This window comes from Arsenophonus endosymbiont of Aphis craccivora, from assembly GCF_013460135.1.
Classification (GTDB): domain Bacteria; phylum Pseudomonadota; class Gammaproteobacteria; order Enterobacterales; family Enterobacteriaceae; genus Arsenophonus; species Arsenophonus nilaparvatae.
This window is the reverse complement of the sequence record NZ_CP038155.1, coordinates 436484-461438: the sequence shown is the minus strand read 5'-3', so window position 1 is coordinate 461438 and position 24955 is coordinate 436484. Positions and strand designations below refer to the sequence as shown.

General features: G+C 41.4%; 21 protein-coding genes and 8 pseudogenes. 16 read left to right on the top strand and 13 right to left on the bottom strand.

The window, feature by feature from the left end:
• Positions 1-43 precede the first annotated feature (43 nt).
• Together fmt and def are read right to left on the bottom strand one after the other, a co-directional pair.
• Positions 44-1018 (bottom strand): methionyl-tRNA formyltransferase, encoded by a 975-nt coding sequence (gene fmt / locus E3U36_RS02380; protein ID WP_180816969.1) that lies wholly within the window; start codon positions 1016-1018, stop codon positions 44-46.
• A gap of 34 nt (positions 1019-1052) precedes the next feature.
• Positions 1053-1568: a peptide deformylase gene (gene def, locus E3U36_RS02375; RefSeq protein ID WP_180816968.1), complete on the bottom strand. Its 516-nt coding sequence runs from the start codon at positions 1566-1568 to the stop codon at positions 1053-1055.
• 152 nt (positions 1569-1720) lie between these two features.
• On the opposite strand from def, the gene E3U36_RS12910 reads away from it, so the two are divergent.
• Together E3U36_RS12910 and E3U36_RS12905 are read left to right on the top strand one after the other, a co-directional pair.
• Positions 1721-2125: a DNA-processing protein DprA gene (locus E3U36_RS12910; RefSeq protein ID WP_255479088.1), complete on the top strand. Its 405-nt coding sequence runs from the start codon at positions 1721-1723 to the stop codon at positions 2123-2125.
• Positions 2104-2430: a DNA-processing protein DprA gene (locus tag E3U36_RS12905; RefSeq protein ID WP_180817503.1), complete on the top strand. Its 327-nt coding sequence runs from the start codon at positions 2104-2106 to the stop codon at positions 2428-2430. The genes E3U36_RS12910 and E3U36_RS12905 overlap by 22 nt, the downstream gene beginning before the upstream one ends.
• Before the next feature lie 45 nt (positions 2431-2475).
• On the opposite strand, the gene E3U36_RS02360 is transcribed toward E3U36_RS12905, so the two are convergent.
• Positions 2476-3330, bottom strand: coding sequence for an IS5 family transposase (locus E3U36_RS02360; protein WP_180816966.1), 855 nt, complete (start codon positions 3328-3330; stop codon positions 2476-2478).
• On the opposite strand from E3U36_RS02360, the gene E3U36_RS12900 reads away from it, so the two are divergent.
• Positions 3324-3455, top strand: coding sequence for a hypothetical protein (locus tag E3U36_RS12900; protein WP_255479087.1), 132 nt, complete (start codon positions 3324-3326; stop codon positions 3453-3455). The two genes, E3U36_RS02360 and E3U36_RS12900, sit on opposite strands and share 7 nt — an antisense overlap.
• 226 nt (positions 3456-3681) lie before the next feature.
• On the opposite strand, the gene galE is transcribed toward E3U36_RS12900, so the two are convergent.
• The 7 genes and pseudogenes from galE to E3U36_RS02335 form a co-directional block, all read right to left on the bottom strand.
• Positions 3682-4701 carry a UDP-glucose 4-epimerase GalE gene (galE, locus tag E3U36_RS02355; RefSeq protein ID WP_180816965.1) on the bottom strand — a complete coding sequence of 340 codons (1020 nt, stop codon included), beginning with the start codon at positions 4699-4701 and terminating at the stop codon, positions 3682-3684.
• Between the two features lie 132 nt (positions 4702-4833).
• Positions 4834-5757 (bottom strand): IS5 family transposase, encoded by a 924-nt coding sequence (locus E3U36_RS02350; RefSeq protein ID WP_180816040.1) that lies wholly within the window; start codon positions 5755-5757, stop codon positions 4834-4836.
• A gap of 265 nt (positions 5758-6022) precedes the next feature.
• Positions 6023-6949, bottom strand: coding sequence for a cation diffusion facilitator family transporter (locus E3U36_RS02345; protein WP_180816964.1), 927 nt, complete (start codon positions 6947-6949; stop codon positions 6023-6025).
• Positions 6950-7471: 522 nt separating this feature from the next.
• A pseudogene (locus E3U36_RS13370) lies at positions 7472-7567 on the bottom strand (hypothetical protein); the annotation flags it as partial.
• A 55-nt stretch (positions 7568-7622) separates the two neighbouring features.
• Positions 7623-8546 (bottom strand): annotated as a pseudogene (locus E3U36_RS02340) (IS5 family transposase).
• 73 nt (positions 8547-8619) lie between these two features.
• Positions 8620-8742: pseudogene (locus tag E3U36_RS12445) on the bottom strand (A/G-specific adenine glycosylase); the annotation flags it as partial.
• 26 nt (positions 8743-8768) lie between these two features.
• On the bottom strand, positions 8769-8912 hold the full coding sequence (locus E3U36_RS02335; protein WP_180816963.1) for a hypothetical protein: 144 nt from the start codon (positions 8910-8912) through the stop codon (positions 8769-8771).
• Between the two features lie 76 nt (positions 8913-8988).
• On the opposite strand from E3U36_RS02335, the gene trmB reads away from it, so the two are divergent.
• The 6 genes and pseudogenes from trmB to E3U36_RS13365 all read left to right on the top strand — a co-directional run.
• Entirely contained in the window at positions 8989-9708 is a 720-nt protein-coding gene (gene trmB / locus E3U36_RS02330) for a tRNA (guanosine(46)-N7)-methyltransferase TrmB (protein WP_180816962.1), read from the top strand.
• Positions 9708-9986: a 50S ribosome-binding protein YggL gene (locus E3U36_RS02325; protein ID WP_180816961.1), complete on the top strand. Its 279-nt coding sequence runs from the start codon at positions 9708-9710 to the stop codon at positions 9984-9986. The genes trmB and E3U36_RS02325 overlap by 1 nt, the downstream gene beginning before the upstream one ends.
• Before the next feature lie 60 nt (positions 9987-10046).
• A pseudogene (locus E3U36_RS02320) lies at positions 10047-10970 on the top strand (IS5 family transposase).
• A gap of 95 nt (positions 10971-11065) precedes the next feature.
• Positions 11066-11605, top strand: a complete 540-nt coding sequence (gene seqA, locus E3U36_RS02315; protein ID WP_180816960.1) for a replication initiation negative regulator SeqA — start codon at positions 11066-11068, stop codon at positions 11603-11605.
• A gap of 65 nt (positions 11606-11670) precedes the next feature.
• Positions 11671-13308 (top strand): phosphoglucomutase (alpha-D-glucose-1,6-bisphosphate-dependent), encoded by a 1638-nt coding sequence (gene pgm / locus E3U36_RS02310; RefSeq protein WP_180816959.1) that lies wholly within the window; start codon positions 11671-11673, stop codon positions 13306-13308.
• 131 nt (positions 13309-13439) lie between these two features.
• Positions 13440-13593, top strand: a pseudogene (locus E3U36_RS13365) (RNA-guided endonuclease InsQ/TnpB family protein); the annotation flags it as partial.
• A gap of 143 nt (positions 13594-13736) precedes the next feature.
• Here E3U36_RS13365 and E3U36_RS12895 read toward each other — a convergent pair.
• The 3 genes and pseudogenes from E3U36_RS12895 to E3U36_RS02295 all read right to left on the bottom strand — a co-directional run bounded on the left by E3U36_RS12895 (position 13737) and on the right by E3U36_RS02295 (position 17486).
• Positions 13737-14624: a penicillin acylase family protein gene (locus E3U36_RS12895; protein ID WP_255479097.1), complete on the bottom strand. Its 888-nt coding sequence runs from the start codon at positions 14622-14624 to the stop codon at positions 13737-13739.
• Positions 14528-16099, bottom strand: coding sequence for a penicillin acylase family protein (locus E3U36_RS12890; RefSeq protein ID WP_180816958.1), 1572 nt, complete (start codon positions 16097-16099; stop codon positions 14528-14530). The genes E3U36_RS12895 and E3U36_RS12890 overlap by 97 nt, the downstream gene beginning before the upstream one ends.
• Positions 16100-16562: 463 nt before the next feature.
• A pseudogene (locus E3U36_RS02295) lies at positions 16563-17486 on the bottom strand (IS5 family transposase).
• A gap of 63 nt (positions 17487-17549) precedes the next feature.
• Between E3U36_RS02295 and E3U36_RS02290 the strand changes: the two are divergent.
• The 7 genes and pseudogenes from E3U36_RS02290 to E3U36_RS02260 form a co-directional block, all read left to right on the top strand.
• Positions 17550-18236: pseudogene (locus tag E3U36_RS02290) on the top strand (nucleoside-specific channel-forming Tsx family protein); the annotation flags it as partial.
• Between the two features lie 376 nt (positions 18237-18612).
• On the top strand, positions 18613-19560 hold the full coding sequence (cyoA, locus tag E3U36_RS02285; RefSeq protein WP_180816957.1) for a cytochrome o ubiquinol oxidase subunit II: 948 nt from the start codon (positions 18613-18615) through the stop codon (positions 19558-19560).
• Between the two features lie 5 nt (positions 19561-19565).
• A complete protein-coding gene (gene cyoB, locus E3U36_RS02280; RefSeq protein ID WP_180816956.1) occupies positions 19566-21557 on the top strand; it encodes a cytochrome o ubiquinol oxidase subunit I in 1992 nt (663 codons plus the stop codon).
• Complete coding sequence (locus tag E3U36_RS02275) at positions 21547-22164, top strand: cytochrome o ubiquinol oxidase subunit III (RefSeq protein WP_180816955.1); 618 nt, start codon at positions 21547-21549, stop codon at positions 22162-22164. The genes cyoB and E3U36_RS02275 overlap by 11 nt, the downstream gene beginning before the upstream one ends.
• Positions 22161-22493, top strand: a complete 333-nt coding sequence (locus tag E3U36_RS02270; protein ID WP_180816954.1) for a cytochrome o ubiquinol oxidase subunit IV — start codon at positions 22161-22163, stop codon at positions 22491-22493. The genes E3U36_RS02275 and E3U36_RS02270 overlap by 4 nt, the downstream gene beginning before the upstream one ends.
• A 15-nt stretch (positions 22494-22508) precedes the next feature.
• The gene (cyoE, locus tag E3U36_RS02265; protein ID WP_180817502.1) at positions 22509-23393 is read left to right on the top strand and encodes a heme o synthase; all 885 of its coding nucleotides are present in this window, start codon (positions 22509-22511) and stop codon (positions 23391-23393) included.
• Between the two features lie 177 nt (positions 23394-23570).
• Positions 23571-24936, top strand: a pseudogene (locus E3U36_RS02260) (MFS transporter).
• Positions 24937-24955 lie beyond the last annotated feature (19 nt).

The following is a 24955-nucleotide window of genomic DNA, read 5'->3' as shown; positions in this document are numbered from 1 at the left end:
TATAATTACCCACTAATCATAAATGCAAACAAGAAATTTATTACTAATTTGGTTGCAATGCTGAATTTATTATTCTGCCAGGAATAAACCATCCGTGACGAGAGTTTAGAAAATCACTAGCTAACATTATTTTTTTACCGGCCGGTTGTATTTTTAAGATATTTAAAATACCTTTCGCGGTTGCCACTTTAATCCCTGTTTTATCTGCACTTAAAATTGTTCCCGGTGGTGAAGCGTCAATTTCATGATCAATGAGTTCGGCATACCAAACTTTAATAGGTTGATCTGCAACAATAAAATAACTTACTGGCCAAGGATTGAATGCACGGATACATCGCTCAATTTCTTCAGCCGAAAGTGTCCAATAAATTAATGCTTCATCTTTACTCAGTTTTTCAGCATAGTTAGCGAATGTATCATTTTGTTCTTCTGGTTTTGCTTGCCCTGAAGTGAGTAAATCAATAGTATGTAGGAGTGCAATAGGGCCTAGTTTTGCAAGTTTTTGATATAGGGTTGCGCTAGTATCTTTTAGTTCAATAGGGCAGCTAACTTTGTAAAGCATATCTCCGGTATCCAGACCAATATCCATTTGCATAATCGTAATACCGGTTTCTTTATCACCAGCCCAAATTGAGCGTTGAATTGGCGCTGCGCCTCTCCAGCGGGGTAGTAGTGAGCCATGAACATTCAGGCAGCCCATTGGTAGCATATTTAATACAATTTCAGGTAAAATTAGGCCATATGCGACAACAACCATAACATCGGCATGCTGATTTTCAATCCAGCGCTGACTGTCTGTTGTTTTTAGATTTGTTGGCTGAAAAATAGGAATATTATTTTCTTCGGCTAGCGTTTTTACTGGGCTTGATGCGAGTTTTTGCCCTCTTCCAAATGGTTTATCAGGTTGTGTCAGAACGCCAACAATTTGATACTTATCCTTGATACCAAGTAATGCAGCTAAATGTTGTGCTGCAAAATCTGGGGTGCCGGCAAAAATGATGCGTAGACAGTCTGACACGTAAAGATCCCTATATTATAAAATATGATAAATATCATTTTGTTGTTTTAGCTTTTAGACGTTCAAGCTTTTCAATTTTCTGCCTAATGCGTTGGCGTTTTAATGCAGAAAGATAGTCAATAAATAATTTGCCATTTAGATGATCTATTTCATGTTGAATACAGATAGCAAGTAGATCATCAGTTTCTAATTCAAACTCTTTTCCATTGATATCTAAGGCTTTAATTTTGATCCATTTAGCACGAGATACAAATGCCCGTTGTTCCGGTACAGAAAGACAACCTTCTTCAATTCCAGTTTCACCAGCTGTTTCTAGGATAACAGGATTTATAAGTACCAATCTTTCATTACGAGATTCTGAAACGTCTATAACAATAATTCTTTGATGAATATTGACCTGTGTTGCGGCTAAACCAATACCTTCTTCTTCATACATCGTTTCAAACATATCATTCACGATACGTTGTATTTCTGCATCAACTTTTTTTAACGGTTCTGCAATTTTGCGAAGACGCTCATCTGGGTAATGTAATATATTTAATACTGACATAAATGTTTAAAGCTATATCCAAAAAGTGAAAGTTATTTAATACCTATTCTAGACATTTCTCATTATGATTGACAGTATTGGTTATAAATGGAACACACTTATTGCCAATTAAGTCAGGAAAGTATATGGATCCAATGTAAATATGGTTACGTATGAGAATGGTCTCTCATCTTTCAACTGTCAATGCTGCTGCAATTGTAGAGAAACTTATTGCATTAAATAATGTTAAAATTGCTTCTCTTCGGGCATGTGGGTTATCACCGAATCAATGTATACAATTTACTCATGCAAATTCAAAAGCTATTTATGCGGCAATGAAATGGCTTGATGTAAGCGAGCATAAACTCATTACGTTATCCGATCCAAATTATCCATATTTATTAAAACAGATATATTCGCCACCAATTATACTCTTCGTTGCTGGTAAAGAGAAAGCGCTTTCTTCTACTCAAATTGCTTTGGTAGGGAGTCGTTATAATGATTTTTATGGTGAGAAATGGGCTCAAATATTTAGTCAGGAACTGGTACATCACAAATTTATAATACCATTGGTTTAGCAATAGGTATTGATGGAATTAGCCATAAAACTGCATTAAAACATGATGGAATAACTGTTGCTGTATTAGGTAGTGGTTTAAATAAATTATATCCAACCCAACATACTAGTTTGGCGGATAAAATTAAGGAGCAAGGGGCGTTAGTATCAGAATATCTACCAGATACTCCTCCATTAGCCAAGAATTTGCCGCGTCGAAATCGTATAATTAGTGGCTTAAGTAAAGCCGTCGTTGTGATTGAGGCTGGATTAAAAAGTGGTTCATTAATTACAGCTAAATGTGCATTGGAGCAAGGGCTTTGTTGAATAAATCAGAATTAGCCGACAGGATGGCTCCCTCTGCTACAGCTGTTATCCGATCCTGACGCTGTGTGGCATACCCAACAACGTCATACGGTTCAGCGCTTTGACCATCGCCATTGCTTCACCTACCTGAGCCTCATAGTCACGCAGGCTCAGATGGCCACCCAGCAAAGTTTTTATGCGGAACATCGCTGTTTCTGCCACTGAACGCCGGTGATAACCCACTTTCTTTTTCCACATATAATTACTCCTGCTCAGACGCTGATTCGCCACCGCATGGTTACGTTCATGGTACTTGTCCGGCCAGTATTTCGCTCCGCTTTGCGGCGGGATAAGGGGCCTGATTTTCCGGTGGGTTTGGTTAATCATGCCCGGCAGTGCCTGCGCATCTGTCGTTCCGCTGAGCGATAAGTCGGCACAGATAATCTCATGATTCACACTGTCTGCTGCCAGATGAAGCTTGCGCCACACTCTTCGTCTGTCAGCCCCATGCTGCCTGACTTTCCATTCACCTTCGCCAAAGACCTTCAGACCGGTACTGTCGATGACCAGATGCGAGATTTCACCACGCGTTGGCGTTTTTATGCTGATGTTGACGCTCTTTGCTCGTCTGCTGACCAGCGAGTAGTCCGGACAGCACAGCGGCAAAGACATGAGTTTAAAAATCGAATCAACGAAGCCCTGTAATGCCCGTAGCGACAGGTTAAACACACGCTTCATCATCAGGACAGTGGTAACAGCCATATCGCTGTAGTAAAGCGGCCGGCCACGACCTTCAGGCGAAGAACTGTCAGTCCATCCAGCGATGGCCGACTCATCAAGCCAGACCGTCAGGGAACCGCGTTGTCTGAGTGCCTTGTTGTACGCGGGCCAGTTAGTAATTTTAAACTTTTGCTTTGCCATGGGGACCTGATGTTGAAACGAATTTAGCGATCAGATCCGCCAATCACCTAAAAGTTCGATTTATTCAACAAAGCCTTACCAATTTTAACATACACACCAAAATAAGTAGAATAAAAAAACATTAATACAAGCTAACTACCTAACTTGTCCAAGCGTGAAGCTTTGCAATATCTATACCCTACATTGATATCAACTGTTCTAAACAGGACAAATATACTGTTATCATTCAGCTTTTCAATAACAGCAACCCAGCATTTTTGCCTATCACTTGATCATAAATCTTATTCAAGAGACAAACTGATCTGCTGGGTATTGATGTTTACTATTACAAATCAAACCACAATCTAGCTATTATTTTTTACCATAACCTTGTGGATTCTGACATTGCCAACGCCATCCATCAGCAGCCATCTGTTGAATTGAGCGAGTGGCTTTCCATCCCAAATCACGTTCAGCTTTAGCAGAACTTGACCAACATTCAGCAATATCACCTGGTCGGTGAGGACTGATTTCATAGGCGATTTTTTTACCACAAGCTTCTTCAAATGCTTTCAGCATCTCTAATACACTTGTCCCATTACCTGTGCCTAAATTGTAAATGTGTAAACCAGGCTTAAAACCAACTGATTTAAGTGCCGCAATATGCCCATCAGCGAGATCCATGACATGAATATAATCACGCACTCCTGTGCCATCTGGGGTAGGATAATCATCACCAAAAATCATCAATTTCTGCTGCCGACCAATGGCTACCTGAGTGATATAAGGTGTCAAATTATTAGGTATACCTTGCTGATCTTCCCCCATCGTGCCGGATGGATGTGCCCCAACCGGATTAAAATAACGAAGCAGGGTAACCGACCAACTATTATCAGCATACTGGAGATCCGATAAACAGCGCTCTACCATAAATTTACTGCTACCGTATGGATTAGTGGTATTGCCAATCGGAAACTCTTCGGTGATAGGCACCGTTGCCGGATCACCATAAACGGTGGCAGAAGAGCTAAAAATAATATTTTTTATACCAGCACGATGCATACTACGCGCTAATACCAGCGTGCCATTGACATTATTATCATAATATTCAAGAGGCTTAGTAACTGATTCACCAACCGCTTTTAATCCAGCAAAATGAATAACGGCTTTAATAGTATGGTTGGAAAAAATAGTGTCTAATAATTTTTCATCACGTACATCTCCATGATAAAAAACTGCACGAAAACCCGTTAATGTTTCTATTCGCGCCAATACTTCACTACTGGCATTACACAAATTATCTAAAATAACAGGCTGCATCCCCGCTGCCAACATCTGAACGCATGTGTGACTACCAATATAACCCATACCGCCTGTTACTAATATTTCCACATTAACCTCTTTTCCAACCTTAATTAAATTAGGAGATTGCCTGGATGAGCAAATAAGCCATGAACATAATATTATGGGCTTTGTTGAATAAATCAGAATTAGCCGACAGGATGGCTCCCTCTGCTACAGCTGTTATCCGATCCTGACGCTGTGTGGCATACCCAACAACGTCATACGGTTCAGCGCTTTGACCATCGCCATTGCTTCACCTACCTGAGCCTCATAGTCACGCAGCCTCAGATGGCCACCCAGCAAAGTTTTTATGCGGAACATCGCTGTTTCTGCCACTGAACGCCGGTGATAACCCACTTTCTTTTTCCACATATCATTACTCCTGCTCAGACGCTGATTCGCCACCGCATGGTTACGTTCATGGTACTTATCCGGCCAGTATTTCGCTCCGCTTCGCGGCGGGATAAGGGGCCTGATTTTCTTTCTTAGCAACGCATCGTGGCAGTAACAGGCGTCATAAGCACCGTCTGCTGACACTTCCCTGATTTTCCGGTGGGTTTGGTTAATCAGGCCCGGCAGTGCCTGCGCATCTGTCGTTCCGCTGAGCGATAAGTCGGCACAGATAATCTCATGAGTCACACTGTCTGCTGCCAGATGAAGCTTGCGCCACACTCTTCGTCTGTCAGCCCCATGCTGCCTGACTTTCCATTCACCTTCGCCAAAGACCTTCAGACCGGTACTGTCGATGACCAGATGCGAGATTTCACCACGCGTTGGCGTTTTTATGCTGATGTTGACGCTCTTTGCTCGTCTGCTGACCAGCGAGTAGTCCGGACAGCACAGCGGCAAAGACATGAGTTTAAAAATCGAATCAACGAAGCCCTGTAATGCCCGTAGCGACAGGTTAAACACACGCTTCATCATCAGGACAGTGGTAACAGCCATATCGCTGTAGTAAAGCGGCCGGCCACGACCTTCAGGCGAAGAACTGTCAGTCCATCCAGCGATGGCCGACTCATCAAGCCAGACCGTCAGGGAACCACGTTGTCTGAGTGCCTTGTTGTACGCGGGCCAGTTGGTAATTTTAAACTTTTGCTTTGCCATGGGGACCTGATGTTGAAACGAATTTAGCGATCAGCTCCGCCAATCACCTAAAAGTTCGATTTATTCAACAAAGCCAATATTATGCTATGTAAGCAATGATATATCGATAAACATCACATTTTAGCTAACTAATATATCACGCCATTCAATAATATAATCTTTGATAAAGAAAATTAGCGATAATATTTATTATTATGAAACTAATAAGCTTAGTTGCGGCAATAATATTTATCGGATTGCTATTTATTATCAATCAGGAAATGAGCTATTGCATTTCAACCGGATCGACATGGATCATGACATTTAAGATATTGGGATTTTCAAGTAATTTTTTTCGTGCTGAAACAGCAATTAGATGGCCTTGTTCTACCGTTAAAAGGCCATTAACCTCAAGATGAACATCAACTAGTAAATAATCACCAGATTTACGGGTCTTAAGATCATGAATATCAATCACGCCGTCCATTGCCAACAGCTGTTTACGAATAGTCACTAGGGTCTGTTCATCAGACCCCTTATCCATCAAATCGTTAAACGCTTGATAAGTAAACTTATACCCCATTTTAATAACTAGAACACCAACAATTAAGGCCGCAATAGGATCAAAGATCTTAAAACTACATAAACTAGCAATGATACCAATGGCAACTACTAAAGATGAAGCTGCGTCTGAACGTGCATGCCATGCATTAGCAACTAACATACTTGAATTAACCTTATTTGCCACAAAAAGCATATAACGAAACAGACCTTCTTTAACAATAAGTGATAATAGCGCAGCAACCAGAGCAATAATATGCACATCGGGAATTTCAGCTGGATTTAGCATTTTTTCAATCGCTTTCCATACCATGCCCCCGCCAACCACTAACAAAATTGTTCCCAGTACTAAAGATGCTCCATTTTCATAGCGAAAATGGCCATAAGGGTGATCGGCATCCGGTTGTTTATGACTATGTTTATTCGCAATCAACACCACAAAATCTGCCAATAAATCTGATAATGAGTGAAGACCATCAGCAATCAAACCTTGGGAATGTGCCAAAAAGCCGATAATAATTTGCCATAAAGAGAGAAACAAGTTGACAATGATACTAATGATCGTGCTCTTTTTGGCAGCTTTAAATTTTATTTGCTGCTCATCGGAAACAAAAAGTCTGTGTTTTTCTTCGCGGTGTTTAGTCTGTGTCATAATCAAATTCTGAAGTTAATTATTTTTAGTAAAATAAGGAAAAGATGATAGTAAACCTTAAAAACAATATTGTTATTATTAATGCTAATTTTATTCAAAAACAAATATTAATTTACCTTCCTATAATATGACATAAAAAATTATATTTGTCTTGATTTTTCATTTTCATAATCATTTACTTTAATAAAATACAATTGATAATTATTTACTTATTTATTTCTACCACTATCTATAATGAAATAGAAATAATATTTATTTTCAATTAGGATAATTGATTAAAATAACACGCTTATTTTAAATATTTTTTATATTAAGTTAATTATTCCAAATAACGAGCAAATAAAAATATCACGACATCATTTTTTACTATTGCTACAATATAATTAGATAACAATATGATGCGAGGGTATCATGTATAATAAGATCTTAGTTCCTATTGATATTGTTGAAGATGAATTGAATCAAAAAGTGATTAAGCATGTTGAAACACTGGTCTCATTCAACAAAGCCTCTTGCCTCTTGCGGGGCATTGGCTAAAGATATGATGTCAGGGAAATGGCTAATAAATTTCTCACAATAGGGGATCACGGTAGCGACCTGTGTTTGCTGCAACATTAGGCTTTGTTGAATAAATCAGAATTAGCCGCCAGGATGGCTCCCTCTGCTACACCTATTATCCGATCCTGACGCTGTGTGGCATACCCAACAACGTCATACGGTTCAGCGCTTTGACCATCGCCATTGCTTCACCTACCTGAGCCTCATAGTCACGCAGCCTCAGATGGCCACCCAGCAAAGTTTTTATGCGGAACATCGCTGTTTCTGCCACTGAACGCCGGTGATAACCCACTTTCTTTTTCCACATATCATTACTCCTGCTCAGACGCTGATTCGCCACCGCATGGTTACGTTCATGGTACTTGTCCGGCCAGTATTTCGCTCCGCTTCGCGGCGGGATAAGGGGCCTGATTTTCTTTCTTAGCAACGCATCGTGGCAGTAACAGGCGTCATAAGCACCGTCTGCTGACACTTCCCTGATTTTCCGGTGGGTTTGGTTAATCAGGCCCGGCAGTGCCTGCGCATCTGTCGTTCCGCTGAGCGATAAGTCGGCACAGATAATCTCATGAGTCACACTGTCTGCTGCCAGATGAAGCTTGCGCCACACTCTTCGTCTGTCAGCCCCATGCTGCCTGACTTTCCATTCACCTTCGCCAAAGACCTTCAGACCGGTACTGTCGATGACCAGATGCGAGATTTCACCACGCGTTGGCGTTTTTATGCTGATGTTGACGCTCTTTGCTCGTCTGCTGACCAGCGAGTAGTCCGGACAGCACAGCGGCTAAGACATGAGTTTAAAAATCGAATCAACGAAGCCCTGTAATGCCCGGAGCGACAGGTTAAACACACGCTTCATCATCAGGACAGTGGTAACAGCCATATCGCTGTAGTAAAGCGGCCGGCCACGACCTTCAGGCGAAGAACTGTCAGTCCATCCAGCGATGGCCGACTCATCAAGCCAGACCGTCAGGGAACCGCGTTGTCTGAGTGCCTTGTTGTACGCGGGCCAGTTGGTAATTTTAAACTTTTGCTTTGCCATGGGGACCTGATGTTGAAACGAATTTAGCGATCAGCTCCGCCAATCACCTAAAAGTTCGATTTATTCAACAAAGCCGCAACATTACTTCAGATAACCAGACGTGATAGGAGGATTTTTCTCGTTGCCAGGGAAGTGTTTTGCGCCCATAACGATGATACCAGTTCAGTACAGCTTGCGAAAATTGCAGTGTATCCATATAAAGAGTCTTTACCCTAAACAGTTTTATAAAAAGTAGCTTTTGATATGAGCGATGGTATCATTACTAGTTGTTTTTTCCGCAAGGAATAAATATTTACACTTTAGCCAAATATTAGCTTTGATGAAGCTTTTTATTCCGTCAATAGAGTAATACTTTTTACCTGCCATTTTCATATTCAACTGCTCATAATATAATTATCTCTATTATGAATAGTATTAATTGGTAAAAATAATCTCAATACTTATGATGAAAAATGTTATTACTCCAGAAGTTAATGAAGAGGGCAAAGTAATACGTCGTGTTCGTAGCTTTGTCCGCCGTCAGGGGAGACTAACTCCTCGTCAGGAAAATGCACTGCAAATGTTATGGCCTAAGATGGGGGTAGATTTTACCGGCGAGCCTCTATCATTTGATTCACTATTTGGCAATAATGCGCCGGTGATCCTGGAAATTGGTTTTGGTATGGGGGCATCATTAGTTGCAATGGCTGAACAAAATCCGGCTAAAAATTTTCTCGGTATTGAAGTTCATTCACCGGGAATTGGTGCTTGTTTGGCAGCGGCGAAAGAAGCCAATCTGAGTAATTTACGGGTTATGTGTCATGACGTAATTGAAGTATTGGAGAAAATGTTGCCAGATGATTCGTTAAATATGGTGCAACTTTTTTTCCCTGATCCCTGGCATAAAGTAAGGCATAATAAACGCCGAATTGTGCAGCAGTCCTTCGCTAAGCTTGTTTTACATAAATTGGAATTAGGTGGTCTATTTCATATGGCAACCGATTGGCAGCCTTATGCCGAGCATATGTTAAATGTAATGCGTGAAATTAGTGATTATCGAAATTTGTCAGCAGCAGGCGATTATGTTCAGCGACCCGCTACGCGACCGGTGACTAAATTTGAAAAGCGTGGCCAGCAGTTAGGCCATGGAGTATTTGATCTTATGTTTGAGAGGATAAAATAATGTCTAAACAGCGTAGCCGTCGTTTACGTAAAAAACTACATATAGACGAATTTCAAGAGGTTGGTTTCTCAGTAAATTGGTCTTTTCCCGCTAAAACGCCCGTTGATAAGATTGATAGTATGGTTGATACCTTTATTGTAGAGCTTATTCAACCTAATGGTTTAGCGATGGACGCCAGTGGTTATTTAGATTGGAAAGGATTGATCTGTATGGAGAAAACTGGCAAATGTACAGAAGAGCATCGTAAATTAGTAGACGAATGGGGCTTTGTTGAATAAATCGAACTTTTAGGTGATTGGCGGATCTGATCGCTAAATTCGTTTCAACATCAGGTCCCCATGGCAAAGCAAAAGTTTAAAATTACCAACTGGCCCACGTACAACAAGGCACTCAGACAACGAGGTTCCCTGACGGTCTGGCTTGATGAGTCGGCCATCGCTGGATGGACTGACAGTTCTTCGCCTGAAGGTCGTGGCCGGCCGCTTTACTACAGCGATATGGCTGTTACCACTGTCCTGATGATGAAGCGTGTGTTTAACCTGTCGCTCCGGGCATTACAGGGCTTCGTTGATTCGATTTTTAAACTCATGTCTTAGCCGCTGTGCTGTCCGGACTACTCGCTGGTCAGCAGACGAGCAAAGAGCGTCAACATCAGCATAAAAACGCCAACGCGTGGTGAAATCTCGCATCTGGTCATCGACAGTACCGGTCTGAAGGTCTTTGGCGAAGGTGAATGGAAAGTCAGGCAGCATGGGGCTGACAGACGAAGAGTGTGGCGCAAGCTTCATCTGGCAGCAGACAGTGTGACTCATGAGATTATCTGTGCCGACTTATCGCTCAGCGGAACGACAGATGCGCAGGCACTGCCGGGCCTGATTAACCAAACCCACCGGAAAATCAGGGAAGTGTCAGCAGACGGTGCTTATGACGCCTGTTACTGCCAAGGTGCGTTGCTAAGAAAGAAAATCAGGCCCCTTATCCCGCCGCGAAGCGGAGCGAAATACTGGCCGGACAAGTACCATGAACGTAACCATGCGGTGGCGAATCAGCGTCTGAGCAGGAGTAATGATATGTGGAAAAAGAAAGTGGGTTATCACCGGCGTTCAGTGGCAGAAACAGCGATGTTCCGCATAAAAACTTTGCTGGGTGGCCATCTGAGGCTGCGTGACTATGAGGCTCAGGTAGGTGAAGCAATGGCGATGGTCAAAGCGCTGAACCGTATGACGTTGTTGGGTATGCCACACAGCGTCAGGATCGGATAACAGCTGTAGCAGAGGGAGCCATCCTGTCGGCTAATTCTGATTTATTCAACAAAGCCAATTGGCAGGTAATTTTAATTAAAACAGATTGAAATAACATGAAAACGATTGAAGTTGACGAAGAACTTTACCGCTATATCGCTAGTCATACCCAGCATATAGGTGAAAATGCATCGGTTATATTACGACGTCTATTAGGGTTTGACGTTAGTCAGTCGCATATTCCACTCTCGGTCACCGTAAGTAATATAAAGGTAGGAGTGAAAAAAGATAAAGCAGTTTTTTCCCATGATGCAGCAAGAGTGATACATGATTTATTGCTTTCCATCAATTATGCAACTAAAAGCAAAGCGATTGATCGCTTTATGCTTATTTTATCCACTCTATACAATTTAAATAAACAAGCTTTTGTGGCAGCAACAGAATCAACCCATGGGAGGACGCGCATTTATTTTGCTAACGATAAACAGACCTTATTGGCCAGTGGTAAGCAGACAAAACCTCTCCTAATACCCGATACGTCTTTTTGGGTAATTACCAATACCAACACCAATCGTAAACGCAATATGATTGAACAAATTATGCAAGATATGAAGTTTCCTGTTGAATTGGTTGAGAAGGTATGTGGTACGATTTAAACAAATATTATTGGTCACTTAGTTATTATTGCTATGTGTACCGCTGTTGCTGCGGAGAGAAATAAGTGGCATTACATAAACGTGCTGGGCAATCTGCCCAACAAAGTGATTTAATAAATGTTGAACAGTTGGTCGCACAATATTATTCACTACAACCGCAAGTAAAAAATCCTGCTCATAGCGTTAAATTTGGTACATCAGGTCATCGTGGTAGTGCTTGTCGTCATAGTTTTAATGAGCAACATATTTTAGCGATTACCCAAGCTATCATTGAAGTCCGTCGATTAAATGGAATTACTGGCCCTTGTTTAGTGGGAAAAGATACTCATGTTTTATCCGCGCCTGCTTTTATGACGGTTGTTGAAGTGTTGATCGCGAATGGCGTTGAAGTCATCGCGCAACAAGACGATGGTTTTACACCAACTCCGGCTATTTCTCACGCTATATTGGATTATAATCGTCAGCATCAAGCACAAGCCGATGGTATTGTGATCACGCCTTCACATAATCCTCCAGAAGATGGTGGCATCAAATATAATCCACCCCATGGCGGCCCGGCTGATGAAGCACTAACGGTTGAAATTGAACGCCGAGCAAATCAATTTATTGCCGATCAATTATCAGCTATTCAACGTATCAATTATCAGGCCGCTATTAAAGATCCTCACTATCAACAACAAGATCTTGTTGAGCCTTATGTGGTTGCTTTGAGTGATGTTATTGATATGGCTGCGATCAAAAAAGCTGGATTAAAAATAGGTGTTGATCCGTTAGGGGGCGCCGGAATAAATTATTGGAAACGCATTGCTGAATATTATCAACTCGAGTTAGAGTTAGTTAATGAACAAATAGATCCAACATTTAGCTTTATGCCTTTAGATCATGATGGTGTGATCCGGATGGATTGTTCTTCGCGCTGGACGATGAAAGGCTTATTGGATTTGCGTAATAAATTTGATTTAGCTTTTGCTAATGATCCGGATTATGATCGTCATGGAATTATAACGCCAGCGGGATTGATGGATCCAAATCATTATCTCGCGGTTGCTATCGATTATCTCTTTCGCTATCGGCCTCAATGGAAAAAAGAGGTTGCGGTGGGCAAAACATTAGTCTCCAGTGCCATGATCGATCGTGTGGTTGCAGATTTAGGACGTGAATTAGTTGAAGTACCGGTTGGTTTCAAATGGTTTGTTGATGGTTTATATCAGGGTAAGTATGGTTTTGCTGGTGAAGAGAGCGCTGGTGCTGCTTTCTTACGATTTGATGGAACGCCATGGACGACCGACAAAGATGGTATCATTCTCTGTTTGTTAGCCGCTGAAATGACGGCTGTGACAGGGAAAAACCCGCAGCAGCGCTATCAAGAACTTGCTCACCTTTTTGGTGAACCTTGCTATAGTCGTATCCAGGCTAAAGCTAGCCATCAACAAAAACAACGTTTAGCTAAATTGTCCGCTGAAATGGTATCTGCAGATATGCTGGCCGGTGATCCGATTATTGCCCGCTTAACCAAAGCGCCAGGCAATGGCGCAGCGATTGGTGGTTTAAAAGTAATAACAGATTATGGTTGGTTCACGGCACGACCATCAGGTACTGAAGAAGCTTATAAAATTTACTGTGAAAGTTTTCGTGGTAAGGAGCATCTTAATTTGATTGAACAGGAAGCTATCCAGATTGTTAATCAAGTTATTGTAGATTGATCAGTTTATTATCCATTGTACCGTAAAATCCCATCCTTCCGGGGGTATATAAAGCGTGCTTTTCAGACTAGCCAGGTGTTTGCTGCTGTTCAATGTATTACCAAATGATCAATATTGGAGTACCCGCACATAAGTGCCAGGTATGCGGATATAAGGCGAGCGCAGATATCAACAGTGCCGTATATTTTAGCTACAGGACAAGCCGTGCTTACCATTAGAGGGATGGTGCAATTAGACCGCCAGTTGAAGCAGGAACCCACTGAAATGATCCAGACTGCAGTCTGAACCTAGTAGGGATCCTCGCCCTTCAGGGCGGGGAGGATTTTAATCAATATTGTTTCTTAGTTAAATGAAGTAACATTCTGTTTTAACACCCACTAGACGCAGGATTGTTTGCAATAGAATATTCAGTATTGATTCCTCAAATATTAGCTCTTCCCAGGTTCCAAAACGAGCGTGTGGGCCGTTTTTCCTGGTTGCAAAGGAAGTGGCTCCTCTTTTACCCAGTGATGATGTCCGGCAAGGAACCATGGACTTATCGGATTACCACTTTGCCCGTCAGGCATTGTTAGCGTACCTTGATCCTCTTTTGCCGGAGCAACAACCAGCCGACTGGATGCACCAAAGCCAGGACGATTAACATGGGGCACATTATGATCACCTGATAATGGATCCGATGGTGCCGCAAACCAGGGGCGTAAAAAACTGAACACATGTACAAACGGATGAACAATCTCAGCCTTGTTGCTATGTCCCCAGGTTGCATCAGTAAGTTTTTTTCCTTCACTTGTCCGTGAAGTCAGTACGGTATCCAGTTGATTAACAAGAAAATCAGCCCAACAATTGTATGGAGAAGGGATCCATTTTTCAGCCTTGATTAAGGTTATCACCGTTTCATCCCAACGGGTATTGGCTTTCATATAGCTGGCTTGAGGCCATTGCGCGGTTAGTATTTTATCAACCTTACTGAATATGCCACTATAAATCATGTCACACCATGCTGATAATAGCAGGTATCCGACAGAATCAATGCAAGCAGAATCCTGCCATTCAGTAATAAAACCCGCAGCCTCCTTACGAAGTTCATGACCTATTATTTGTTCATTTAGTAACGGTAATAATACCTTTTTCCATTTTTGTATAAGAGGCGCTCTATCATCTAGTTGAATCGCTCTCATAACATCGGCAGAGATTTTGTCAGCCTGTTTAAGGCAGCGTTTTATTTCCCAGGAGCGAACCCCAATATCTGCGCCACCATCGCCAATATAAAGGTATTTATTATCGAAACACTGTCTGTTATTGGCTGACCAGAGAATACCATCAGGCGGATCAACAATATCCGGGTGTTTTTCAGCGGCGAGTGAGATGCTCCCCATGCAGAATTTTCATCTAGTGGATAAGTATAATTTTCATACGGATCCAATCGCTGTGGTAATCCTCCTGCCAGAGTCCAGCATATGTGTCCTTCTTTATCTGCCAGCATCATGTTAACAGCTGGCATGCCTGATGCCTTGGCAATATTGATCGCCTCACGAACATTGTTAGCCTCGTTTAAAGATAAGAAATTCAGTGAAATGGCTTGTGGTAACTGGAGAACCCAACGCATGGCCAAATTTCCTTCCTGGGTCGACACCACAGGCCCCCAGGGACTGACAGGGATATTTAGTTCAACAGTGTCATATCCTCCCAACAATTTTCTTACTTTTATCATTTCTTGATGAACTGGCCAGTGTGTTATTGGTTCCTTGGTTCGTATAAAATCAAACGTACTGGCATAAGCATTTGTGAGCCCCCAGGCAATACTGCCATTACTTCCCACAACAGTCGCCGGTAATCCCGGAAGAGTTAGTCCAGCAAGGGTGATATTTTCACCTTTGTCGGTACAATATGTTATTTTTGCCCGGTACCAGTAATTAGGCAACATAAGCTCAAGATGCATATCGTTGGCCAGCATAGCATGTCCGCTTTCGCTATGCTGACTATCGACAACCCAGCCATTACTCCCGACATATGTATGCTCCGAAGGTAATAAGGGAGCGCGGTCACTGCTTTGTCCCCACCATACAGGTGGTGTGGCGTCTGGCGCGACAGGTGGTGCAGGTGTAGTACCGGTTAATGGGGTATCCCATTCGCTCGTATCTGGCATAAGAAACGCCAGTTGTTCTGTCTGGATGTGTCTGGCAAACCAGCCACGCGCATAAAGACGCGGAGCCTGATTTTGCTGAAGCGCGGATGACAACGCATACAAAACGAGTAAGGTATCTTCATCCCTCCAGTCAGCGGGAGTTTTCAGTAATGCAAGATATTCAAAATGGCGGGCCGCTAATGAAGCTAGCCCAGCGTTAACTCCCCGACTATATTGAGTGATAATTTTCTTTTCTGAGGCAGGGAGTGTGGTCAGAGTGTCGCGTGCTTTTGTGCGAAATTGCCATAGCCGGTTTTGCTGGTCCGTTTTTAGCGCAAGAACCCCTAACAATTCAGCCAGTTCACCTGCGGCCAGACGACGCATTAAATCCATTTGTGGAAATCGATCCTGTGCATGAATAAAACCTAGAGCGTAGCTGACATCTTCCCGGGTTTTACCGGTAATACCTGGTATACCTAGCTCTGCATCCCGGGTGATAGTGACCTTACCGTTTAGCAGTGGTTGTTTCAGTATACCATCCAGATGGGGTAAACTAGGCTTACATAGTGCCTGTAGCCAGGCTGGCATATCTGATTTATTATCGGAAAGTTCAGCTCCTGAGATAAGACCACTCAGAATTTCGGTACTAATGAGTTCTTTAATCATGTGTTCAAAATACATTCCCGGACCAAGTCCTTATTAGTACCTCTAAATAACACCTTGTCCTTTCAGTATTTCCCTGTTGTTAATTAAGGTAATTTATCTTTCCGGTATATATTTTCAGTTTGTTTATCTGCCTCTATATTGCTTATCAAAAATTACATTTTGAATTTTTATTAAATTACAGGGCATTAACCATATGTGCGAAAATGTATCGAATAAGTTTGATATCATGGCAAAAAAGAGAAGAAACTAACACAGTCATCAGTGGTAAAATATCTGATATTGAGTTTAGCTATCTTTTACTTTTGACAAATGAATAACCTGATTTTGTTTTATTTACGTGAAGATTGTTCGAACTAAATTAAATGAAACAAAATTTTTTGTGATAGAGGAGGTATATATCCTGGAGGGGCTTTGTTGAATAAATCAGAATTAGCCGCCAGGATGGCTCCCTCTGCTACACCTGTTATCCGATCCTGACGCTGTGTGGCATACCCAACAACGTCATACGGTTCAGCGCTTTGACCATCGCCATTGCTTCACCTACCTGAGCCTCATAGTCACGCAGGCTCAGATGGCCACCCAGCAAAGTTTTTATGCGGAACATCGCTGTTTCTGCTACTGAACGCCGGTGATAACCCACTTTCTTTTTCCACATATCATTACTCCTGCTCAGACGCTGATTCGCCACCGCATGGTTACGTTCATGGTACTTGTCCGGCCAGTATTTCGCTCCGCTTCGCGGCGGGATAAGGGGCCTGATTTTCTTTCTTAGCAACGCGTCGTGGCAGTAACAGGCGTCATAAGCACCGTCTGCTGACACTTCCCTGATTTTCCGGTGGTTTTGGTTAATCAGGCCCGGCAGTGCCTGCGCATCTATCGTTCCGCTGAGCGATAAGTCGGCACAGATAATCTCATGAGTCACACTGTCTGCTGCCAGATGAAGCTTGCGCCACACTCTTCGTCTGTCAGCCCCATGCTGCCTGACTTTCCATTCACCTTCGCCAAAGACCTTCAGACCGGTACTGTCGATGACCAGATGCGAGATTTCACCACGCGTTGGCGTTTTTATGCTGATGTTGACGCTCTTTGCTCGTCTGCTGACCAGCGAGTAGTCCGGACAGCACAGCGGCTAAGACATGAGTTTAAAAATCGAATCAACGAAGCCCTGTAATGCCCGTAGCGACAGGTTAAACACACGCTTCATCATCAGGACAGTGGTAACAGCCATATCGCTGTAGTAAAGCGGCCGGCCACGACCTTCAGGCGAAGAACTGTCAGTCCATCCAGCGATGGCCGACTCATCAAGCCAGACCGTCAGGGAACCGCGTTGTCTGAGTGCCTTGTTGTACGCGGGCCAGTTGGTAATTTTAAACTTTTGCTTTGCCATGGGGACCTGATGTTGAAACGAATTTAGCAATCAGCTCCGCCAATCACCTAAAAGTTCGATTTATTCAACAAAGCCAGTCTAAATTATTTTAACTGGTCCCAACGAGCAGAAAATAAATCGGCTCACACTACCGGTAAAAAAGATTTTGCCTACCTTGAACTGGAAGGAGGCGCTAACTTTAATTGGGGTGAACTCTATGGTTTCTTTGATGTTGAAAATCCATTTCATCAACGTAAAACAGAGCCCAGCAAAAACCAACGCTACGCCGTTAAAACAACCGGTCGTTTCTACTTAGGTGACATTGGCTTTAATCTATATGGGCATCTTTATGGTATTTGGTCTTTACCCGGTTATAAATACGGTGGTAATTTCCACGAAATTAATACACTTTATGGTTTTGGCTACAACTTCTCACTAGGCGATTTTTGGCTAAAACCCTTCTTAGCCTTACATTATGTTGATCAAACTTTCTATTCTGGCAACAATGGCTATGTCATTGGTTGGGTTGCCGGCTATAGTTTTCAATTATGGTCACAAAACTTTTCTATCACTAATTGGCATGAGATGGAATTTAATCGCGCAAAAGGCTATGGCAATGGCGGCAAAGAAGGTCTTAACGGTGCGATAGCCTTATGGTGGACGCCTTTTGAAACCTTATCTGCAGGTATTCAATATCGCTATGCTGATAACAAACTTGGTGATGATTTTTATCACGACGGGATCATTTATACCATCAAATATAATTTTTAATCACGTAAGCTAACGTAAAGCCAGCTTATTTGAAAATGAATACTATTTTTTAACTAATGCTAAATAATAAATATTTAAAACTAACTATTATTTAGCATAATAATTAATTTTCGATCTATAAAATCACATTTTGATTTCCTTTTATCTGCTTCTTTTTAGTAATAATAAAATTATTTAATGTAAATAATTGTGAACCAAAAAATAATCATTTAAACAGTTCTATAATGAATTCAATTTTACTTGTGATCACTTTAACAGAAAGTAATAACAATTATATTTGTGCGCCTTACAATTGTTTACACTAATATAACCTTACCGTAAAATACCCACACTGAACACAACGACAATAACCATCTTTGTAATTTGGGGTCGCTAAATGAGACTTATAAAATATAAAGGAAGTATTGGAGTCATCTCACTGCTTGCTATTGTTTTCCTGCTAACTGGTTGCGATATGGTATTAATGGATCCCAAGGGTTCCATTGGTGTTGAACAAAAAAGACTGATACTGACTGCGCTTGGTTTAATGTTAATTGTTGTCATTCCAGTCATTTTTATGGCAATTATCTTCGCCAGAAAATATCGAGCAAGCAATAAACAAGCAAACTACCGGCCAGATTGGGCACATTCAAATAAAATTGAGTTAGTTTGCTGGACAGTTCCTATCATCATCATCATCATTCTTGCCGTAATAACCTGGAAAACAACGCATCAACTGGATCCTTATAAACCATTAGAAAGCGATAAAAAACCGATTACCATTCAGGTCATTTCTACCGATTGGAAATGGGTGTTTGTCTATCCAGAAGAAAATATCGCTACCGTTAATGAAATCGCCATTCCTGTCGGTGTGCCAATTAACTTTAAAGTGACGGCCGAGTCAGTGATGAATTCTTTCTTTATACCTGCACTTGGTGGTCAAATTTATGCGATGGCTGGTATGCAAACGACGCTTCACTTAATCGCTAATGAACCTGGTACCTATAAAGGCTTCTCATCAAGTTATAGTGGTCACGGATTTTCAGACATGAAATTTAATGTAATTGCAACACCTGATATGGCAAGCTTTGATAAATGGGTGCAAAAAGTAAAAACATCTACCAAAACGATAGATAGCATGGCTACATTTAATCAATTAGCTAAACCTAGCCACAATGTCCCTGTTACCTATTTTTCAAGCGTGAAACCAAATCTCTATGAAGAACTGATATTAAAATTCGGCCATGAACATCATATCAATCATGCTAACAAAACCGAACATGAAATGTCTGGCAATCAAATAATGCATATGAACCACTCTGCTCATGTCGATGCTAAGGAATAAATAGTATGTTGGGTAAATTAACGCTCGATGCAATCCCTATTCACGAGCCAATTATTGTCATCACTGTGATCTGTATTTTATTAGCTGGCATAGCTATTTTAGGCGTTATCACCTATTTTGGTAAATGGAAGTGGCTGTGGAGCGAATGGCTAACTAGTGTAGATCATAAAAAAATTGGCATTATGTATATTATCGTTGCCATGGTAATGCTACTACGCGGTTTTGCTGATGCCATAATGATGCGAGGTCAACAAGCATTAGCGTCAGCCGGCGAGGCCGGTTTTTTACCTCCTCATCATTATGATCAAATCTTTACCGCTCACGGTGTGATCATGATTTTTTTCATGGCAACACCTTTCGTGGTTGGCTTAATGAATTTAGTTGTGCCATTGCAAATTGGTGCTCGCGATGTAGCCTGTCCGTTTTTAAATTCTCTCAGTCTTTGGTTATTTGTCGTTGGTGTTATCTTGATTAACCTATCATTAGGTGTCGGGGAATTTGCGCAGACCGGTTGGCTAGCTTATCCCCCATTGTCAGGTAAGGAATACAATCCTGGTGTCGGGGTAGATTATTGGATATGGAGTTTACAAATATCAGGCATTGGCACCACCCTAACCGGAATAAACTTTTTTGCCACCATTCTACGGATGCGGGCGCCTGGTATGTCAATGATGAAAATGCCTGTTTTTACTTGGACAGCGCTTTGTACTAATGTACTAATTATTGCAGCATTTCCTATCCTAACCGTTACTATCGCACTACTCACACTTGACCGATATTTAGGCACCCATTTCTTCACTAATGATATGGGCGGCAATATGATGATGTATATCAATTTGGTCTGGGCTTGGGGACATCCTGAAGTTTATATATTAGTGTTACCTGTTTTGGGCGTATTTTCGGAAGTCACAGCGACATTCTGTAAAAAACGTTTATTTGGTTATACGTCTCTGGTCTGGGCGACCATTGTTATTACTGTAATGTCTTTTGTCGTCTGGTTACATCACTTCTTTACCATGGGAGGTGGGGCAAATGTCAATGCCTTCTTCGGTATAGCTACCATGATTATTGCTATTCCAACTGGAGTAAAAATATTCAATTGGTTATTTACCATGTACCATGGCCGTATCGAATTTAAAACACAAATGCTCTGGACGATTGGTTTTATTGTTACCTTTTCGATTGGTGGGATGACTGGCGTACTATTGGCCGTTCCCGGTGCAAATTTTGTGCTGCACAATAGTTTATTTCTGATTGCCCATTTCCATAATGTCATTATCGGTGGAGTGGTTTTTGGTTGCTTTGCTGGTATGACCTACTGGTTCCCGAAAGCATTTGGCTTTACATTAAATGAAAAATGGGGCGTTCGTGCTTTTTGGTTTTGGATCAGTGGTGTCTTTATTGCCTTTATGCCACTTTATATACTGGGCTTTATGGGAATGACTCGTCGTTTAAGTCAAAATATTGATCCACAATATCATCCAATGCTGATGGTCGCTTCACTCGGTGCTGCGCTTATCGCTATCGGTATTCTCTGCCAATTCATTCAAATAATTGTCAGTATTCGCGATCGCCACAAAAATCGCGATTTCAGCGGCGATCCATGGGATGGTCTTACATTAGAATGGTCAACATCGTCCCCTGCACCTTTTTATAACTTCGCGAAAGAACCACAAATTGATACGCGTGATGCTTGGTGGGATGTGAAAGAAAAAGGGATTGCATATCAACAACCAACCAAATATGAACCCATTCATATGCCACAAAATACTGCTGCCGGAATAATTATTTCAGCGTTTTGTTTAATCTTCGGTTTTGCTATGGTCTGGCATATTTGGTGGCTAGCGATTATTGGTTTTGCTGGTATTATCGCCACCTGGATTGGCAAAAGTTTTTATGACAATGTTGATTATTATGTCCCTGTAGAAGAAATTAAACGTATTGAAAAACAGCATTACTATGAACTGAAAAAAGCAGGTATCCATCATGTCAACTAATTCAATAGCTAATCAACATATTGCCCATGAAAATCATGGGCATCATGACATAGGCGCAACAAAAATATTTGGTTTTTGGATCTATTTAATGAGCGATCTGATCCTGTTTGCTTGCCTTTTTGCTACCTACGTTGTTCTAGTTCATGGTACTGCCGGAGGCCCGACAGGAAAAGAGATTTTCGACCTCAATTTTGTCTTGGTCGAAACCTTCCTGTTATTGTTTAGTAGCATCACTTATGGATTTGCCATGCTTGCGATGCATAAGCAGAAAATAAATCTGGTGAAATTATGGCTACTGATTACTTTTTTATTCGGATTCGGCTTTGTTATCATGGAAATGTACGAATTTCATGAGCTTATTTCTGAAGGTTATGGGCCTGATCGCAGCGCTTTTCTTTCCGCTTTCTTTACGCTAGTTAGTACTCACGGTATTCATGTAAGCTTTGGTGTAGCCTGGATCATCATCATGATAATCCATATCTCACGTCATGGCCTCACTGCCGTCAATCAAACCCGTTTAAGTTGTTTAAGTCTTTTTTGGCATTTCTTAGATGTTGTTTGGATCTGTGTATTCACCGTTGTTTATCTGCTGGGGGCACTTGCATGAGTTACACAAATACACCGCACTCTGGTGCTAGCCACGGCAGTATGAAGACTTATTTAATTGGCTTTATACTCTCGGTCATTTTAACGGTCATCCCCTTTTGGATGGTAATGAATAGTACTGCATCCCATGACACTGTCTTATGGATCGTTGTTGGTACGGCAATTAGCCAGATTTTGGTACATCTTATCTGTTTCTTACATATGAATACCTCTTCAGATGACCGTTGGAATCTGGTTGCCTTCCTGTTCACAATGCTAATTATAGGCATTGTCGTTATTGGCTCGCTGTGGATAATGTATAACCTGAACATCAATATGATGCTCGACTAAAGAGTTGTGGATCTAATGAAGCAATATCTACAAGTGACCAAACCAGGCATTATTTTCGGTAATCTAATGTCTGTTATTGGAGGCTTTCTGCTCGCAGCTAAAGGTATAATAGATTACCCACTATTTATTGCCACATTACTCGGCGTATCTCTGATTATCGCTTCTGGTTGTGTTTTTAATAACTATATTGACCGAGATATCGACCGAATTATGGAGAGAACCAAAAATCGACCTTTAGTTAAAGGACTTATTGCGCCGAAATTTTGCCTAATTTATGCCACCCTACTGGGTATTGCTGGCATAGCTTTACTTTATATTGCCACAAATGCCTTAGCGGCACTACTGGCCGTTATCGGTTTTATCATATATGTCGGTATTTATAGTCTCTATATGAAACGTAAATCGGTTTATGGCACCCTGGTAGGTAGCTTGTCCGGCGCTGCGCCGCCAGTTATTGGTTACTGCGCTGTTGCTGATCAATTTGATATGGGAGCATTGATTCTGCTATTGATCTTTAGCTTATGGCAAATGCCACACTCTTATGCAATTGCTATTTTTCGCTTCAAAGATTATCAAACCGCCAATATTCCCTTATTACCAGTGATTAAAGGAATTTCGGTCGCCAAAACTCATATCTTTTTATATATCCTTGCTTTTATGGTAGCAACCATTATGCTCACCATTAGTGGCTATGCCGGCTACAAATATCTTATTGTTGCCGCCGCGGTGAGTTTATGGTGGCTTGGTATGGCAATTTCTGGCTTTAAAAATCAGAATGATGATCGCCTTTGGGCACGGAAACTGTTTATATTCTCTATCGTGGCAATTACTTCTCTAAGTGTCATGATGTCGATTGATCCAACTGTTACCGCTGAACAGATTTTTGTCTATCTCAAATAATAATTTATCTTAAATAGTGGCAGATAATTGCCACTACCTTCACGGTTAAAACATCCAATATGCGAATGAATTCCCCACTTTTTTATTTATATCTTGCTAATGCTTACTCGACAAATAGATTAACTAATAGATTAAACCATTTTACAATGTTCACTTGTAAAATTTCTGAGATAAACCATGAATGATACTAAAATGACGCCTACTGAATTAAAGGCAACTTTGGGGTTAGGGGCGGTATTCACATTACGTATGTTAGGCATGTTCATGGTATTACCCATCTTAGCCAGCTATGGACGCGAACTGAAAGATGCCAATGAATTGTTACTTGGTCTGGCTATTGGCATTTATGGTATCAGCCAGGCTATCTGCCAAATCCCATTTGGTTTAATGTCCGACCGATTTGGTCGTAAGCAATTAATTATCGCCGGCTTACTCATTTTTATTGCCGGTAGTGTGATTGCCGCGATGACAGATTCTATCTGGGGTATCATTATCGGTCGCGCGTTACAAGGCGCAGGGGCTATTTCTGCTGCAATTATGGCGTTGCTGTCCGATCTGACTAGCGAACAAAATAGAACTAAAGCGATGGCTTTTATGGGAATAAGCTTTGGCATCACTTTTGCTATTGCACTCGTTCTCGGCCCAATTATCACCCATGCTATCGGTTTACATGGCCTTTTTTGGGGAATAATCTGACTTGCCTTTGGCGGGCTATTAATAACTCGCTTTGCCGTACCAGATAGCCGATATCATAGCGTTAATCGCGAAACCCATTTTATAAAAAATAGTGTACAAACAGTGATTAATAATCGCCAACTAGTTAAACTTAATTTTGGCATTTTTTGTTTACATACGTTGTTGATGGCAAATTTTGTTGCTTTACCATTAGTGATGATCGATTCAGGTCTGGCAGCTAATCAACATTGGAAAATATATTTACTAACTTTACTTCTTGCTTTCATTACGGTGCTACCTTTTGTTATCTATGCTGAAAAGCAGCGTCGAATGAAACAAGTTTTTCTATTATGCATTGGCATCTTATTTATCTCTGAATTAACATTTTGTTTTTCCAAACAACAATTTTGGTTAATCGTATTAGGTCTTCAGCTATTTTTTATTGCCTTTAATGTTATGGAGGCATTATTGCTTTCACTTATCAGTAAAGAAGCGCCTGCTGGATATAAAGGAACCGCGATGGGTCTCTACTCAACCAGTCAGTTTCTAGGCGTTGCTTTAGGCGGGGATCTTAGGGGGATGGCTTTTTCAATTAAATGGTGCTTCCTTGGTCTTTATGGCCGGACTGATACTGTGTACATGTTGGTTTTTTATTAGCTTAAATATGCATCAACCTGCTTATACTAGTAGCATTCGTTTACTTTTACCCCAACAGATCAAAGATGTTAATTTACTACAAAGCCAATTAATGAATGAGCCCGGTGTGCGCGAAGTGATGTTCGATCTTAAAGCACTTAGTGCCTACATTAAAATAGATAAAAAAATTATCAGTCGGCAACAGTTGGAAACTATTATTAATAACCAATAACACACTACCTGCTGTAGGA